15 protein-coding genes are annotated in these 15270 nt (G+C 70.4%); 13 read left to right on the forward strand and 2 right to left on the reverse strand.

Features of this window, described 5'->3' with window-relative positions:
* Positions 1-188: 188 nt before the first annotated feature.
* The 4 genes from tilS to folE all read left to right on the forward strand — a co-directional run bounded on the left by tilS (position 189) and on the right by folE (position 4911).
* Positions 189-1238 (forward strand): tRNA lysidine(34) synthetase TilS, encoded by a 1050-nt coding sequence (gene tilS, locus LE181_RS09055; protein WP_225660685.1) that lies wholly within the window; start codon positions 189-191, stop codon positions 1236-1238.
* A 77-nt stretch (positions 1239-1315) separates the two neighbouring features.
* The gene (gene hpt, locus LE181_RS09060) at positions 1316-1855 is read left to right on the forward strand and encodes a hypoxanthine phosphoribosyltransferase (protein WP_185942466.1); all 540 of its coding nucleotides are present in this window, start codon (positions 1316-1318) and stop codon (positions 1853-1855) included.
* 276 nt (positions 1856-2131) lie between these two features.
* On the forward strand, positions 2132-4147 hold the full coding sequence (ftsH, locus tag LE181_RS09065) for an ATP-dependent zinc metalloprotease FtsH (protein ID WP_225660686.1): 2016 nt from the start codon (positions 2132-2134) through the stop codon (positions 4145-4147).
* Between the two features lie 155 nt (positions 4148-4302).
* Positions 4303-4911: a GTP cyclohydrolase I FolE gene (gene folE, locus LE181_RS09070; RefSeq protein WP_225660687.1), complete on the forward strand. Its 609-nt coding sequence runs from the start codon at positions 4303-4305 to the stop codon at positions 4909-4911.
* Between the two features lie 70 nt (positions 4912-4981).
* Here the strand turns inward: folE and LE181_RS09075 are convergent, their stop codons facing one another.
* Positions 4982-6094, reverse strand: a complete 1113-nt coding sequence (locus tag LE181_RS09075) for an alpha/beta hydrolase (protein WP_225660688.1) — start codon at positions 6092-6094, stop codon at positions 4982-4984.
* Between the two features lie 169 nt (positions 6095-6263).
* On the opposite strand from LE181_RS09075, the gene LE181_RS09080 reads away from it, so the two are divergent.
* The 6 genes from LE181_RS09080 to LE181_RS09105 all read left to right on the forward strand — a co-directional run bounded on the left by LE181_RS09080 (position 6264) and on the right by LE181_RS09105 (position 11383).
* Positions 6264-8120 carry a phosphatidylglycerol lysyltransferase domain-containing protein gene (locus tag LE181_RS09080; protein WP_225660689.1) on the forward strand — a complete coding sequence of 619 codons (1857 nt, stop codon included), beginning with the start codon at positions 6264-6266 and terminating at the stop codon, positions 8118-8120.
* A gap of 130 nt (positions 8121-8250) precedes the next feature.
* Positions 8251-9144 carry a dihydropteroate synthase gene (gene folP / locus LE181_RS09085; protein ID WP_225660690.1) on the forward strand — a complete coding sequence of 298 codons (894 nt, stop codon included), beginning with the start codon at positions 8251-8253 and terminating at the stop codon, positions 9142-9144.
* The gene (locus LE181_RS09090) at positions 9141-9611 is read left to right on the forward strand and encodes a nuclear transport factor 2 family protein (protein WP_225660691.1); all 471 of its coding nucleotides are present in this window, start codon (positions 9141-9143) and stop codon (positions 9609-9611) included. Before folP ends, LE181_RS09090 begins: the two co-directional genes overlap by 4 nt.
* 274 nt (positions 9612-9885) lie before the next feature.
* On the forward strand, positions 9886-10245 hold the full coding sequence (gene folB, locus LE181_RS09095) for a dihydroneopterin aldolase (RefSeq protein WP_225660692.1): 360 nt from the start codon (positions 9886-9888) through the stop codon (positions 10243-10245).
* The gene (gene folK / locus LE181_RS09100) at positions 10242-10835 is read left to right on the forward strand and encodes a 2-amino-4-hydroxy-6-hydroxymethyldihydropteridine diphosphokinase (RefSeq protein WP_225660693.1); all 594 of its coding nucleotides are present in this window, start codon (positions 10242-10244) and stop codon (positions 10833-10835) included. Before folB ends, folK begins: the two co-directional genes overlap by 4 nt.
* A 50-nt stretch (positions 10836-10885) precedes the next feature.
* A complete protein-coding gene (locus LE181_RS09105) occupies positions 10886-11383 on the forward strand; it encodes a DUF3180 domain-containing protein (RefSeq protein WP_225660694.1) in 498 nt (165 codons plus the stop codon).
* Between the two features lie 118 nt (positions 11384-11501).
* On the opposite strand, the gene LE181_RS09110 is transcribed toward LE181_RS09105, so the two are convergent.
* Positions 11502-12668, reverse strand: coding sequence for an ABC transporter ATP-binding protein (locus tag LE181_RS09110; protein WP_225660695.1), 1167 nt, complete (start codon positions 12666-12668; stop codon positions 11502-11504).
* A 131-nt stretch (positions 12669-12799) separates the two neighbouring features.
* Between LE181_RS09110 and LE181_RS09115 the strand changes: the two genes are divergently transcribed.
* From LE181_RS09115 to LE181_RS09125, 3 genes are read left to right on the forward strand one after another with little or no spacing between them, the layout of a single operon-like run.
* Positions 12800-13519, forward strand: coding sequence for an ABC transporter permease (locus LE181_RS09115; protein WP_225660696.1), 720 nt, complete (start codon positions 12800-12802; stop codon positions 13517-13519).
* The gene (locus LE181_RS09120) at positions 13519-14202 is read left to right on the forward strand and encodes an ABC transporter permease (RefSeq protein WP_225660697.1); all 684 of its coding nucleotides are present in this window, start codon (positions 13519-13521) and stop codon (positions 14200-14202) included. Before LE181_RS09115 ends, LE181_RS09120 begins: the two co-directional genes overlap by 1 nt.
* Before the next feature lie 57 nt (positions 14203-14259).
* Complete coding sequence (locus LE181_RS09125; RefSeq protein ID WP_225660698.1) at positions 14260-15237, forward strand: ABC transporter substrate-binding protein; 978 nt, start codon at positions 14260-14262, stop codon at positions 15235-15237.
* Positions 15238-15270 lie beyond the last annotated feature (33 nt).

The raw sequence follows: 15270 nt of genomic DNA on the forward strand, positions 1-15270 counted from the left end.
CCCGTACCGGAAGAACGCTCCCGTAATCACCCGTCCGAGGGACCGTTTGCCAAGGGTGGGCGTGCGATGCTCGGGTAATGGCTCGTCTCTGTCACCATCGACGCACACAGCGTGACTGAGGCTCGAAGTCGCACGGCTACGGCCCTCTCCCAAACAGCCCTCCGACTGGAACGATTGGACACACGGACATGGGTCCACACCCCGCGGTCGCGGCGATACGCCTGGCGGTCCGCCGCGTACTCCACGACGTCCTCACCCTGCACCCCCCCGTCTCCCCGGCGTCCGTCGCCGTGCCCGGTGCGGCGTCCTCCTCCGCGCCCGGCCGGGCGCCGCTCGTCCTCGTCGCCTGCTCCGGCGGCGCCGACTCCATGGCGCTGGCCTCCGCCCTCGCCTTCGAGGCCCCCCGGCTCGGCATCCGCGCCGGCGGCGTCACCGTCGACCACGGCCTGCAGCCGGGCTCCGACCTCCGGGCCGCCGAGGTCGTCAGCCGCCTCACCGCCTTCGACCTGGACCCCGTCGAGGCCGTCCGCGTCGACGTCGGCCGGGAGGGCGGTCCCGAAGCCGCCGCCCGCGACGCCCGCTACGCCGCGCTGGACGCCGTCGCCGAGCGCCACGGCGCCGTCGCCATCCTGCTCGGCCACACCCGCGACGACCAGGCGGAGACGGTTCTGCTGGGTCTCGCCCGCGGCTCCGGCATCCGCTCGCTCTCCGGGATGGCCACCGCCTCCGGCGTCGGCGGCCGCTACCGCCGGCCCTTCCTCGGCCTGGACCGGCAGACCGCCCGCAAGGCGTGCATGGTCCAGTCGCTGCCCGTCTGGGACGACCCGCACAACGCCGACCCGGCCTACACCCGCTCCCGGGTCCGCCACGAGGCCCTCCCCGTCCTGGAGAAGGCCCTCGGCAAGGGCGTCGTCGAGGCCCTCGCCCGCACGGCCCAGCTCTCCCGCGACGACGCCGACGCGCTCGACTCCTGGGCCGCCGCCGTCGAGACGTCCGTCCGCGACGACTCCGGCGACCTCGAAGTCGCGAAGCTCTACGCCCTGCCGCCCGCCGTCCGCCGCCGCGTGCTGCGCCGCGCGGCCATCGCGGCGGGCTGCCCGGCCGGTTCGCTCTTCGCCCGGCACCTCGAAGAAGTCGACCGGCTGATCACCGGCTGGCGGGGTCAGGGCGCCATCAACCTCCCCGGGCGCGTCGCGGTTCGCAGGCAGGGTGGCAGACTGGTTCTCCGGCAGGGCTGATTCGAACGGGGCGAGCGCGCCCCGTAGGCCGGACGAGTCTTGAACGAGCGAGAGTGGCGCGGGTGGACGAGAAGGACATGGGCACCGACCTGAAGTCGGTGCTCATCACCAAGGAAGAGATCGACGCGAAGCTGGCCGAGCTGGCCGCGAAGATCGACGCGGAGTACGCGGGCAAGGACCTGCTCATCGTCGGTGTCCTCAAGGGCGCCGTGATGGTGATGGCGGACCTGGCGCGCGCGCTGTCCACCCCCGTCACCATGGACTGGATGGCCGTGTCCTCCTACGGCGCGGGCACCCAGTCCTCCGGTGTGGTGCGAATCCTCAAGGACCTCGACACCGACATCAAGGGCAAGCACGTCCTGATCGTCGAGGACATCATCGACTCCGGCCTCACCCTGTCGTGGCTGCTGTCGAACCTCGGCTCCCGCGAGCCGGCGTCGCTCAATGTCGTGACGCTGCTGCGCAAGCCGGAGGCGGCGAAGGTCGCGATCGACGTGAAGTGGGTCGGTTTCGACATTCCCAACGAGTTCGTCGTCGGTTATGGTCTCGATTTTGCGGAGAAGTACCGCAATCTGCCCTTCGTGGGCACGCTCGCCCCGCACGTCTACGGCGGCTGAGCCCCGGCCCGGTCCCCGGACCGGGTCCCCGCGGGACACTCCGGCGCGCGGGAACCACACCCGGTTTCCCGCCGTTGGAGCAGGAGAGGGCGGGTTTATTGACCGTCCGCGGCGGCGTCGGGTGACAATGCTGGGGTACCGTCCGAAGGTCAGTCTTTTCAAGCTTTCAACTCAAGCTTTCAAGGTCGAGCAGGACACCGCACGCACAGGCACCTCATTCCGGGGTGACCGTGCCTCACTGTGGCAGGAGGGACGGGGCGCTCGCGCCCCGTATGGATGGACGTGAAGCGCTACTTCCGTGGGCCGGTCATGTGGATCGTGCTGGCCGTCCTCGCCGTGGTCGTGTTGATGCAGGTCGTCGGCTCGTCCGGCGGCTACAAGTCGGTGGACACCAGTCAGGTCGTGCATGCGATCGACAAGAACCTGGTGAAGTCGGCCGAGCTGACGACCGGCGACGAGAACAAGATCAAGGTCGAGCTGATCAACGGCCAGAAGATCAAGGGCTCCAGCAAGGTCCAGGCCAACTACATCGGCGACCAGGGCGTGGAGATCTCCAAGGATCTGCAGGCCAAGGCCGATGACGACGACCCCAAGACGCTGCCCGAGGGCTACAACGTCTCGACGTCGAAGCAGAACCCCCTGGTCGGGGTCCTGCTCTCGCTGCTGCCCTTCGTACTGATCGTCGTGGTCTTCCTGTTCCTGATGAACCAGATGCAGGGCGGCGGCTCCCGGGTCATGAACTTCGGGAAGTCCAAGGCCAAGCTGATCACCAAGGACACCCCGAAGACGACCTTCGCCGACGTGGCCGGCTCCGACGAGGCCGTCGAGGAGCTCCACGAGATCAAGGAGTTCCTCCAGGAGCCCGCGAAGTTCCAGGCCGTCGGCGCCAAGATCCCCAAGGGCGTGCTGCTCTACGGCCCGCCCGGTACGGGCAAGACGCTGCTCGCGCGCGCCGTCGCCGGCGAGGCGGGCGTGCCGTTCTACTCGATCTCCGGCTCCGACTTCGTCGAGATGTTCGTCGGTGTGGGTGCCTCCCGGGTCCGTGACCTGTTCGAGCAGGCCAAGGCCAACGCCCCTGCCATCGTCTTCGTCGACGAGATCGACGCCGTCGGCCGGCACCGCGGTGCGGGCCTCGGCGGTGGCCACGACGAGCGCGAGCAGACGCTCAACCAGCTGCTCGTCGAGATGGACGGCTTCGACGTCAAGGGCGGCGTCATCCTGATCGCCGCCACCAACCGCCCGGACATCCTCGACCCGGCGCTGCTGCGCCCGGGCCGCTTCGACCGGCAGATCGCCGTCGACCGTCCGGACATGCAGGGCCGTCTGGAGATCCTCAAGGTCCACCAGAAGGGCAAGCCGGTCGCCCCGGACGTCGACCTCGCGGCCGTCGCCCGCCGGACCCCCGGCTTCACCGGTGCCGATCTGTCGAACGTCCTGAACGAGGCCGCCCTGCTGACGGCCCGCAGCGACCGCAAGCTGATCGACAACCACATGCTGGACGAGGCGATCGACCGCGTCGTGGCCGGCCCGCAGAAGCGGACCCGGATCATGAGCGACAAGGAGAAGAAGATCACCGCGTACCACGAGGGCGGACACGCCCTGGTCGCGGCGGCCTCCCCGAACTCCGACCCGGTCCACAAGATCACGATCCTGTCCCGGGGCCGCGCGCTCGGCTACACCATGGTCCTTCCCGACGAGGACAAGTACTCCACCACCCGCAACGAGATGCTCGACCAGCTGGCCTACATGCTGGGCGGACGCGCGGCGGAGGAGCTCGTCTTCCACGACCCGACCACGGGTGCCGCGAACGACATCGAGAAGGCCACCGCCACGGCCCGCGCGATGGTCACGCAGTACGGCATGACCGAGCGCCTCGGCGCGATCAAGTTCGGCTCCGACAACTCCGAGCCCTTCCTGGGCCGCGAGATGGCGCACCAGCGGGACTACTCCGAAGAGGTCGCCGCGCTGGTCGACGAAGAGGTCAAGAAGCTCATCGAGACCGCGCACAACGAGGCGTGGGAGATCCTCGTCGAGAACCGCGACGTGCTCGACAACCTGGTTCTGGCGCTCCTGGAGAAGGAGACGCTGAACAAGGAGGAGATCGCCGAGATCTTCAAGCACATCGTGAAGCGCCCGGCCCGCCCGGCGTGGACCGGTTCCTCGCGCCGCACCCCCTCCACCCGCCCGCCGGTGCTCTCCCCCAAGGAGCTCGCCCCGGCCGGCAACAACGGCGTGAACACGGTCGACAACGTCGACCTCCCGAAGGACAGCTCCGGTACGCCGGAGAGCTGATCCCTTCACCGTGCGATCCGGTCCCGGACCGGGCCCGGAATGGATGCCGCGTTCCCCAGGTTTTAGCCTTGGGGGCGCGGCATCGCGCATATGCGCGCCCCCGACGGCCGCACTGGCGCGCACGTACCAGAGAACCGAGAGAACGAGGCAAGCCCATGACCGACCCGGTGACGCTGGACGCCGAGGGCACCATCGGCGAGTTCGACGAGAAGCGGGCCGAGAACGCCGTACGGGAACTTCTGATCGCGGTGGGCGAGGACCCGGACCGGGAGGGCCTCCGGGAGACCCCCGCCCGGGTGGCGCGGGCGTACAAGGAGATATTCGCCGGTCTCCGTCAGGAGCCGGTGGACGTCCTGACCACCACCTTCGACCTCGGGCACGACGAGATGGTGCTGGTCCGGGACATCGAGGTGTACAGCACCTGCGAGCACCACCTCGTGCCCTTCCACGGTGTGGCGCACGTCGGCTACATCCCCGCCACCACCGGCAAGATCACGGGCCTGTCGAAGCTGGCCCGTCTGGTGGACGTCTACGCCCGCCGGCCGCAGGTCCAGGAGCGGCTCACCACGCAGATAGCGGATTCCCTCATGGAGATCCTGGAGCCGCGCGGTGTCGTCGTCGTGATCGAGTGCGAGCACATGTGCATGTCCATGCGCGGCATCCGCAAGCCCGGCGCGAAGACGCTCACCTCGGCGGTCCGCGGCCAGCTGCGCGACCCCGCGACGCGCGCCGAGGCCATGAGCCTGATCATGGCCGCCCGCTAGCCGGGAGCGCACGGAGGAACGGAAAAGGGCCCGCTCATGGCGGGCCCTCGGTTCTGCCGCTGCGGCGCGGTCACGCGCTGAGGCGGCTGCCCATCCACTTCAGGGTGGGGTTCAGCTCGCGGCGCCAGGTGTTGAAGTTGTGGCCGCCGCTCTCCAGGATGATCGAGGAGACCCGGGTCGGGGACTTCGACGCCATGTCGATGAACTTCAGGGTGTCCTTGTAGTTGTGCTCGCCCTTCTTGCTGGTGGTCACCAGCAGGGAGACCGGCGGGAGGTCCTTGTTCTTCAGGCGCCACAGCAGGTCGTTGTCCTGCTCCAGCTTCTTGCTGCCGCCGAAGAGGGAACCGGTGGTCGCGTCCTGCGGGGCCTTGTAGTAGCCGGACAGGGAGGCGGCGGCGGAGTACGAGTCCGGGTGGCGCATGGCGAACTTCAGGGCGCAGTAGCCGCCGGTGGAGTCGCCGATGATGCCCCAGTTCGCGGCCTTGGTGCCGACGCGGTAGTGCTCCGAGATGGCCTTGCGCAGGTCCTTGGTGAAGAAGGTCTCGGTCTGGGGGCCGTTGGGTATGTCGATGCACTCGGTGTCGCGCGGCGGGGCGACGGTGGGCCGCATCATCACGAGGATGGTGGGCTGCATCTTCTTTTCCTTGGCCAGCTTGTGCGCGCGGACCGGGTAGTCCAGGCCCTTGATCAGGGCCTCGGCGGTGCCCGGGTAGCCGGTCAGGGCGACGGAGGCCGGAAAGGTCTTGTTCGCGTACTGCGGCTGGAAGTACTCCGGCGGCAGGTAGACGTACGCCGGGCTGCTGATCTTCGACTCGACGCCGACGATGTTGATCTTTTCTATCTTGCCGCCGACGCGCGGCACGTCACCGCGGGGGACCTTGACCGCCTGGGCGCTCATGACCTGCACCCGCTTGGCGCCCGCACTGTGGTCGACGACGACGCCCTCGTTCTTCACCTGGCCGAAGAGGTCGGCCCAGGAACCGTAGAAGCCGAAGGACTGGTTCGCCCACAGGCCGATGGCGGCGAACAGCGACAGCTGCGTGGCCAGCATCATCCCGACCCGGGCAAGGACCGAGCCGATGCCCTTCTTGCCCAGGCGAGGCCAGAGCCAGATCGTCAATGCGAAGAGCACTACCGCAGCCACGATGGCAATCAGCAGTACTGCCATGCTGGTGAGACCCATGAGGTGCTTTCTGCCGAGCGACCCGGCGCCGAGTCGCGGAATGGTTACTTCTTTCCGGGCTCGGCCCCCCGCGGAACCTCAACCCCGAAACCGTCGTCCTACAGGGCGCACATTGCACGGGTGCTGCTGCCAAATGGCGCAGGCCCACTCGACAGGACGACGGGAAGAGATGTCTGTCAGGGTAGATGGCAAAAAGTCCGACGAGGTTCCTCAGAGGCCGAAGTGGCTGTCGGTACTTGCACGTATCGCGAAGGGCCCCAAGCCCGAGCGCGTGCCTGCCGTCGTCGGCACGGTCGGGGCCCTCATCGGTCTCGCGGACATCGCGGCCGGGGTCATCCCCCGTTACCGCTGGAGCAAGGTCCACGCCCTCACCGAGGTGTTGCCCGGCACGGTGACGCAGCTGGCCGCGGCCGGCTCCATCATCATCGGCATCCTGCTGCTGATGCTGTCCCACGGACTCAAGCGCGCCAAGCGGCGGGCCTGGCTGGCCGCCGTGGTCCTGCTCCCGCTCGGCGCCGCGGCACAGCTGATCTACCAGCACTCCCGCGTCGGCACCGTGCTCTCGCTGCTGCTCTTCGCCTACCTGCTCAAGCACAAGAGCGCCTTCGCCGCCCTGCCCGACCCGCGCAGCCGCTGGAAGGCGGTGGCCAACTTCATCCTGCTGGGCGGCGTCAGCTTCGCCCTCGGCTGGGTGATCGTCGGCTCGCACCCCAAGCAGATGGTCGGCGACCCGCCGGTGCTGGAGCAGATCGAGCACGTCCTCTGGGGCCTCTTCGGCTTCGAGGGATCGATCCGCTACACCGGCGGCGTCGACTACACCGTCGGCTACTCCCTGGGTGCCCTCGGTCTGCTGACCGTCGCCACCACCGCCTACCTGGCCTTCCGCCCCGAGCACCCGGCCGCCGTCCTCACCGAGGAGGACGAGGACCGGCTGCGCGAGCTGCTCGCCAAGCACGGTGCCCGCGACTCCCTCGGTCACTTCGCGCTGCGCCGCGACAAGAGCGTCGTCTTCTCGCCCTCCGGCAAGGCGGCCGTCACCTACCGCGTGGTCTCCGGCGTGATGCTCGCCAGCGGTGACCCCATCGGCGACGTCGAGGCGTGGCCCGGCGCCATCGAGAAGTTCATGGAGCTCGCCAAGCGCCACTCCTGGACCCCGGCCGTCAACGGCTGCAGCGAGACCGGCGGCGAGGTCTGGACCCGCGAGACCGGGCTCGACGCGCTGGAGATGGGCGACGAGGCCATCGTCGACGTGGCCGACTTCACCCTCACCGGTCGTTCCATGCGCAACGTCCGCCAGATGGTCAAGCGCATCGAGCGCAACGGCTACACCACCCAGGTGCGCCGCGTCGGCGACCTGAGCCCCGAGGAGCTCGCCGTCGTCCAGGAGGCGGCCAACGCCTGGCGCGACACCGAGACCGAGCGCGGCTTCTCCATGGCGCTGGGCCGCATCGGCGACCCCAAGGACCTCGACGCCGTCATCGCCACCGCCCACAAGGCCCCCGAGGAGGGGGAGGAAGCCGGCCCGTTCGGCGACCTCAAGGCCATGCAGCACTTCGTGCCGTGGGGCAAGGACGGCATGTCGCTGGAGCTGATGCGCCGCGACCGCAGCGCCGACCCGGGCATGAACGAGCTGCTCATCGTCGCCTCCCTGCAGGCCGCGCCCGACCTGAAGATCAAGCACGTCTCGCTGAACTTCGCGATGTTCCGCTCGGCCCTGGAGCGCGGCGAGCGCCTGGGCGCCGGCCCGGTGCTGCGCGGCTGGCGCGGACTGCTGCTCTTCCTCTCGCGCTGGTTCCAGATCGAGTCGCTGTACAAGTTCAACGAGAAGTTCCGGCCGCGCTGGGAGCCGCGCTTCATCGTCTTCCCGACCAGCCGCGACCTGCCCCGCATCGGCTTCGCGATGATGCAGGCGGAGGGCTTCCTGGAGCTGCCGCGCCTGCTGCGCCGCCGCCCGGCCGAGCCCAAGCCGTGCCCGCACGACGAGGACGACGCGCCCGCGCAGAGCGAGGTCACCCGCGCGGCCTGACGCGCGCGGCACGCGCCGCACGCCCGCCCCTTGCGAAGCCCTCCCCGGACACCGTCCGGGGAGGGCTTCGGCCTTCGCGGCCCCCGTGCGGTGCGGTGCCCGGTCGGCCGTACGCCCTAGGCTGGACCGTATGAGTACGTCGCGCGGCCGTGTGGGGCCGGTCGGACTGCCCGAGTGGGGCCGCTGTGCGGTGATGGGCGTGGTCAACGTCACCCCCGATTCGTTCTCGGACGGCGGGCACTGGTTCGATACCGCCCTGGCCGTCAAGCGGGGCCTGGAGCTCGTCGCCGCCGGGGCCGACCTGGTCGACGTGGGCGGGGAGTCCACCCGTCCGGGCGCCTCCCGGGTCGACGAGGACGAGGAGCTGCGCCGGGTGGTGCCGGTGGTCCGCGAGCTGGCGGGCGAGGGCGTGGTGGTGTCGGTGGACACCATGCGCGCCTCGGTCGCCGAGGCCGCCGTCGAGGCGGGTGCGGCGCTGGTCAACGACGTGAGCGGCGGGCTCGCCGACCCGGCGATGGTGCCGGTGGTGGCGGCGGCCGGGGTGCCGTTCGTGGTGATGCACTGGCGCGGCTTCAGCGCCGACATGAACAGCCGGGCGGTCTACGGGCCCGATGTGACCGGCGAGGTGCTCGCCGAGCTGCGGCAGCGGGTGGACGCGGTGGTCGACGGCGGCATCGACCCGGACCGGCTCGTGGTCGACCCCGGCCTGGGCTTCGCCAAGAACGCCGAGCACGACCTGGCCCTGGTGGCCGGGCTGGGCCGCTTCCGCCGGGAGCTGGACCTGCCGCTGCTGGTGGCCGCCTCCCGCAAGCGGTTCCTGGGCCGGGTCCTGGCGGGACCCGAGGGCGACCCGCCGCCGGCCCGTGAGCGGGACGCGGCGACGGCCGCGGTATCGACGCTGGCAGCACGGGAGGGAGCGTGGGCGGTGCGGGTGCACGAGGTGCGGGCGAGCGCGGACGCGGTCCGGGTCGTACGGGCGGTGGGCGATGCGGCGAGCGCGGCCGGTGCGGAGGGGGCGGTGTGAGCGGCGCCCGTACGGACAGCGAGCGGGTGGAGCTGGCGAACACCGCCCTGTACGAGGCGGTCGAGCGCGGCGACACGGCGGCCATGGACCGGCTCTGGCTGAACGCGCCGGACACCGAGGTCTCCTGCGTCCACCCCGGATGGCCGGTGCTGCGGGGGCGCAGCGAGGTCCTGCGCTCGTACGCGCTGATCATGGCGAGCACGGACTACATCCAGTTCTTCCTCACCGACGTGGAGGTGTCGGTCGCGGGGGACACGGCGATGGTGACCTGCACGGAGAACATCCTCAGCGGGGCCCCGGCCGAGAACGAGGGCGAGCTGGGGCCGCTGGTGGGCCAGCTGGTCGTGGCCACCAACGTCTTCCGGCGGGCGGGCGACGAGTGGAAGGTGTGGTCGCACCACGGCTCCCCGGTGCTCGCCGGCCGGGACGAGGAGGACGAGGACGACTCGGCCGAGCCGACGGCGTGACGGTCGTCACGTCGCCGCAGGGCAGGTGCCCCGCGTCAGTGTGGGGGCAAGTGGCCACTCGTTCGAGCTGCTTGCCGTTCGGGTAGGGGTGGGGGACGGGATCTTCGGGTAAGCGCGGCGGGGGCCGCCGGGCACCCGCGGACGGGCGCTGTCGGTGCCCGCAGGTAGATTCGAAGGTGGGCTACCCGGCCGAAGGCAGGGACGGGTGCGGAGCCGGCGGTGGCCGGTGCGCTCCCACACCGGCCCTTACCGACGACCAGCAGGAGTGATTCGGGTGGATCGTGTCGCGCTGCGCGGCTTGAAGGCTCGCGGGCACCACGGGGTGTTTCCCCGGGAGCGCGAGGAGGGGCAGACCTTCGTCGTGGACCTGGTGCTGAGCCTGGACACCCGGCCTGCCGCGGCCGATGACGACCTCGCGAAGACCGTGCACTACGGCATCGTGGCGGAGGAGGTCGTCGGCATCGTCCAGGGCGAGCCGGTCGACCTCATCGAGACGCTGGCCGAGCGGATCGCCCAGCAGTGCCTCAAGCACGAGCCGGTGCGGGAGGTGGAGGTCGTCGTGCACAAGCCGGACGCCCCGATCACCGTTCCCTTCGACGACGTGACGATCACTATTACCCGGAGCCGAGTATGAGCAGCAGCGACCCGACCGTGCAGCCGGTGCCCGCCTCCGTGGTGGAGCGGGTGGACGCCGCCGATGTGACGTTGAGCAATCCCAAGCGCGCCGTGATCTCGATCGGCAGCAACCTGGGCAACCGCCTGGAGATCCTGCAGGGTGCGATCGACGCGCTGGAGGACACGCCCGGCCTGCGGGTCAAGGCCGTGTCGCCGGTGTACGAGACCGAGCCGTGGGGCGTCGAGCCGGGCAGCCAGCCGTCGTACTTCAACGCGGTGGTGCTGGTGAAGACGACGCTGCCGCCGGATTCGCTCCTGGAGCGCGGGCACGCCATCGAGGAGGCGTTCGAGCGGGTGCGCGAGGAGCGCTGGGGTGCGCGCACCCTGGACGTCGACATCGTCACGTACCAGGACGTCGTCTCCGACGATCCCGGGCTGACGCTGCCGCACCCGCGTGCCCATGAGCGCGCCTTCGTGCTCGTGCCGTGGTACGACGTGGAGCCGGAGGCCGTTGTCCCGGGGCGCGGCGCGGTGGCCGAGCTGCTGGCCGGGATGAGCCGTGCCGGCGTCGACCGGCGACCCGACCTGGAACTGCGACTGCCCGAGTAGGCGTTGGCTCTACGCAGATCTACCGAACGACGACGAGGGGCGACAGCTCGGTGAAGCAACTTCGGATCGGGGTGCTGGTCGGCCTGTTCGCCGTGGCCGGAGTGCTCTCGTGGGGCGCCGCCCGGCTGTGGGACTCCTTCGGCACGCTGCCGCGCGTGCCGGTGGCGGCACCCATCGTGCTGGCGGTCATCGCCGTGGTCCTCGCCGCGACGGCGCTGTCGTTGCGGGCCCGGCTGCGGGCGCAGCGCGAGCGGCGGCCCGGAGCGAAGGGCGTCGATCCGCTGCTGGCGGCCCGGGCGGTGGTCTTCGGCCAGGCCAGTGCGCTGGTCGCGGCGCTGGTCGCGGGGATGTACGGCGGCGTGGGCGTCTTCCTCCTGATCGAGGGCCTGGACGTGGAGGTCCGCCGGGACCAGGCGATCTACGCGGGCGCGTCGGTGCTGGCCGGTGCCTGCGTCGTAGCGGCCGCCTTCTTCATGGAGCGGGTCTGCAAGCTGCCGGAGGACGACGACGAGGACGGCCCCGGCGGCACCGGCACCAGCCGCGCCTAGGCCGTGTCCGCAAAGTAGCGCCGTACGCCGCGGGCCACGCGCTTCGGGCGTACGACGCCGGGGCGTGTCCCGGCGCTCCGGCGTCGTGCGGGCCGGTGGCCGTGCCGCCGGTGCTCTCCTAGACGCCCGGCACGGTCTCCAGTTCCACTTCGCTGCGTGAGCCGCCCCGGGCATCGGCCTCGATCGAGCGCCGCAGGGCCTCGTGCAGCCGCGCGGGTGTCAGGACGCCGAGGAAGTGGTCGGCGCGCTCGCCGTCCAGCACCGCGATCCAGCCGGCGTCGTGCTGCAGCATCGTGCTGAACGCCCGCTTGAGGGAGGCGCCCAGCGGCAGCCACGCGTCCATCCGCCGCGCCCGTTCCCGCACCAGGCCCTCGCCCGAGGCCGCGGCCTCCGCCGAGATCCAGCCGTGCAGCCGGTCCGAGTCGTCCAGGACGACCGCCCAGCGTGCGTCCTTGCGGGCGAGGAGCCCGGCCGCTTCCGACAGCCGGTCGTCGAGGTGGACCACCGGCGGCTGCTCCAGGTCACCGGCCTCGATCGGGGTCACCGACAGTCGCTTGAGGCCCCGGTCGGCGCCGACGAAGTCGGCGACGTACGGCGTGGCGGGGGCGCCAAGGACCGCGGCCGGGGCGTCGAACTGTTCGATGCGGCCGTTGCCGTACACCGCGATCCGGTCGCCGAGCCGGACGGCCTCCTCGATGTCGTGCGTCACGAAGAGCACCGTCTTGCGGACCTGGGACTGCAGGCGCAGGAACTCGCTCTGCAGCCGCTCCCGCACGACCGGGTCGACGGCGCCGAAGGGCTCGTCCATCAGGAGGACGGGCGGGTCGGCGGCCAGGGCCCGCGCGACCCCGACCCGCTGGCGCTGCCCGCCCGAGAGCTGGTCGGGGTAGCGGTCCCCGTAGACGGTGGGGTCGAGCCCGACGAGGTCCAGCAGTTCGGCGGCCCGGGCGCGGGCGCGCTTGCGCTGCCAGCCCAGCAGGTGCGGCACAGTGGCGGTGTTGTCCAGCACGGTCTTGTGGGGGAAGAGCCCCACCTGCTGGATGACGTAGCCGATGCGGCGGCGCAACTCGACGGGGTCGACGGTGGAGATGTCCTCGCCGTTGACGAGGATCCGGCCCGAGGTCGGCTCGATGAGCCGGTTGACCATCTTCATCGTGGTGGTCTTGCCGCAGCCGGACGGGCCCACGAGGGTGACCAACTCGCCCTCCGCCACCTCGAAGGACAGGTCGTCCACGGCGGTCGTACCGTCGGCGTAGCTCTTGGTGACGTGCTCGAAGCGGATCATGGCTCCCCATTGTGGCCGTACCTGTCTCGAACAATGTTGCAGGCGGATGTCCGTCGGAGGCGAATGTCAGTGCCCCGGGTTAGGGTCGCCAGTGACCGACCGTGAAGGCCGAGGGGGAGGTGAGGGCGCGGATGGCGGACGACAACTGCTTGATCTCCAACGACTGGGTCTGCGGTGAGTACGTGCGCACACGCACCCAGGAGCTGACGGACGCCACGCTCCAGCACGTCGGCATCACCCTGGCCTCGGTGGCCATAGGGCTGCTCGTGGCCTTCCCGCTGGCCCTGCTCGCCCGCAGATGGCGGGCCGTTGCGGGGCCGGTCCTCGGGATGACCACGATCCTCTACACCATCCCCTCGCTGGCGATGTTCTCGCTGCTGGTACCGGTGTTCGGGCTGTCGGCGGCGGTCGTGGTGACGGGCCTGGTGCTCTATTCGCTGACGATCCTCGTGCGCAACATCCTCACCGGCCTGGCCTCGGTGCCGCAGGAGGCGCGCGAGGCGGCCCGCGGCATGGGCTACGGCCCGCTGCGGCTGCTGTTCGCCGTCGAACTGCCGCTTGCCGTACCGGCCCTGATGGCCGGTCTGCGGATCGCCACGGTCTCCACGGTGTCGCTGACGACCGTCGGAGCCATCATCGGCTACGGCGGGCTGGGCAACCTCATCTACGAGGGCATGCGCAGCTACTTCAAGGCGCAGGTCCTCACGGCCTCCGTGCTGTGCGTGGTGCTGGCGGTCACGGCCGACCTGGCGCTGCTGCTCGTCCAGCGGCTGCTCACGCCGTGGGCGCGGCCGAAGCGCCGGGCGAAGGCCGCGCCGAAGGTGCGCAGGACCGAGAAGGCGGTGGCCTGATGGGAGTCGTCGAGCGCACCTGGGAGTGGCTGACCACCACCGCCCACTGGTCCGGCACGGACGGTGTCTGGCACCGGCTGGGGGAGCACCTCTTCCTCACCGTCGTCTGCCTGTTGATCTCCTGTGCGATCGCGCTGCCGGTCGCCGTGCTGCTCGGCCACGTGGGCAAGGGCGGTGCGCTGGCGGTCAACATCTCCAACGTGGGCCGGGCGGTGCCGACGTTCGCGGTGCTGGTGCTGTTGCTGCTCAGCCCGCTGGGTACGCACGGGTCGTGGCCGACCGTCATCGCGCTGGTGCTGTTCGCGATACCCCCGCTGCTGACCAACGCCTATGTGGGCATGCGCGAGGTCGACCGGGACATGGTCGAGGCGGCGCGGGGCATGGGGATGACGGGAGGTCAGATCATCGCCCGGGTCGAACTGCCGCTGGCCTTCCCGCTGATCCTCACCGGGGTGCGGTCCGCCGCGGTGCAGGTCGTGGCCACGACCACGCTGGCCGCCCTGCCCGGTGGCGGCGGCCTGGGCCGGATCATCACGGCCGGCTTCCGGCTCACCGACACCGCCCAGGTGGTGGCGGGGGCGCTGCTGGTGGCCGTGCTGGCGCTGCTGGTCGAGGGCGCCTTCGTACTGCTGCAGCGGCTGCTGGACCCGATGCGCGGACACGCGGCGACGGTCCCGGCATGACCTTTCACGCCGGCCTTCACTCCTGACGGCCGGCCTGACGACTGGATGGAGTTCCCGATGACCAGGACACCGCGTCGAGCGCGGCTCGCCCGCGCCCTCCCGGTGGTGGCCGGCGCCGCAGCCTTGACGGTGGGGCTCACCGCCTGCGGCGGCGACAGCCTGGAGAAATCCGGTAGCGGGAGTTCCGCCGAGTCCGGCCGGGAATCTCTGGTGATCGGCTCGGCCTCCTTCACCGAGTCGAAGGTGCTGGCGGAGATATACGCGGGCCTGCTCAAGGATGCCGGATATTCGACGTCGATCAAGACCGTCGACGCGCGCGAGCTCTATGAGCCGGCCCTGGAGAAGGGCGAGATCGACGTGGTGCCCGAGTACGCCGCGACGCTCGCCGAATTCCTGAACAAGAAGCAGAACGGGAAGGACGCCCCGCAGGTCGCGTCCGCCGATGCCGCCGCCACCGTGAAGGCACTGCGGAAACTCGCCGAGCCGCGCGGTCTCACCGTCCTCGACGCCGGCCCGGCCGTCGACCAGAACGCCTTCGCGGTCACGGCCGACTTTGCGGGAAAACACCAGCTCAAGACGCTTTCCGATCTGGGGAGGTCCAAGGAGCGGGTACGCCTCGCGGCGGGCGACGAGTGCTCCCAGCGGCCCTTCTGCCAGCCGGGCCTGGAGAAGACCTACGGCATAGAGGTCGCCGGCATCGACCCGCTGGAGGTCGGCAGCACCCAGGCCAAGCAGGCCGTCAAGGAGGGCAAGGACCAGCTGCTGCTGACCACCACCACGGACGCCACACTCGAACAGTTCGGTCTTGTACTTCTTGAGGACGACAAGAAGCTGCAGAACTCCGACAACGTCCTGCCGGTGGTGAATGCGAAGAAGGCGGGTTCGCAGAAGATCGCCGAGGCGCTCGGCAAGCTCAACCGGGTGCTGACCACGGCGGATCTCACCGAACTCAACAAGAAGGTCGACGCACAGCGGCTCAAGCCCGCCGATGTTGCGGCGCGGTACCTCAAGGACAAGAAGCTCCTCTCGAAGTGACAACCGAAGTGACACAAGGTGAGGGAGCGGTGG

The sequence above is a fragment of the Streptomyces sichuanensis genome (genome assembly GCF_020328095.1).
Taxonomy (GTDB): Bacteria; Actinomycetota; Actinomycetes; order Streptomycetales; family Streptomycetaceae; genus Streptomyces; species Streptomyces cinnamoneus.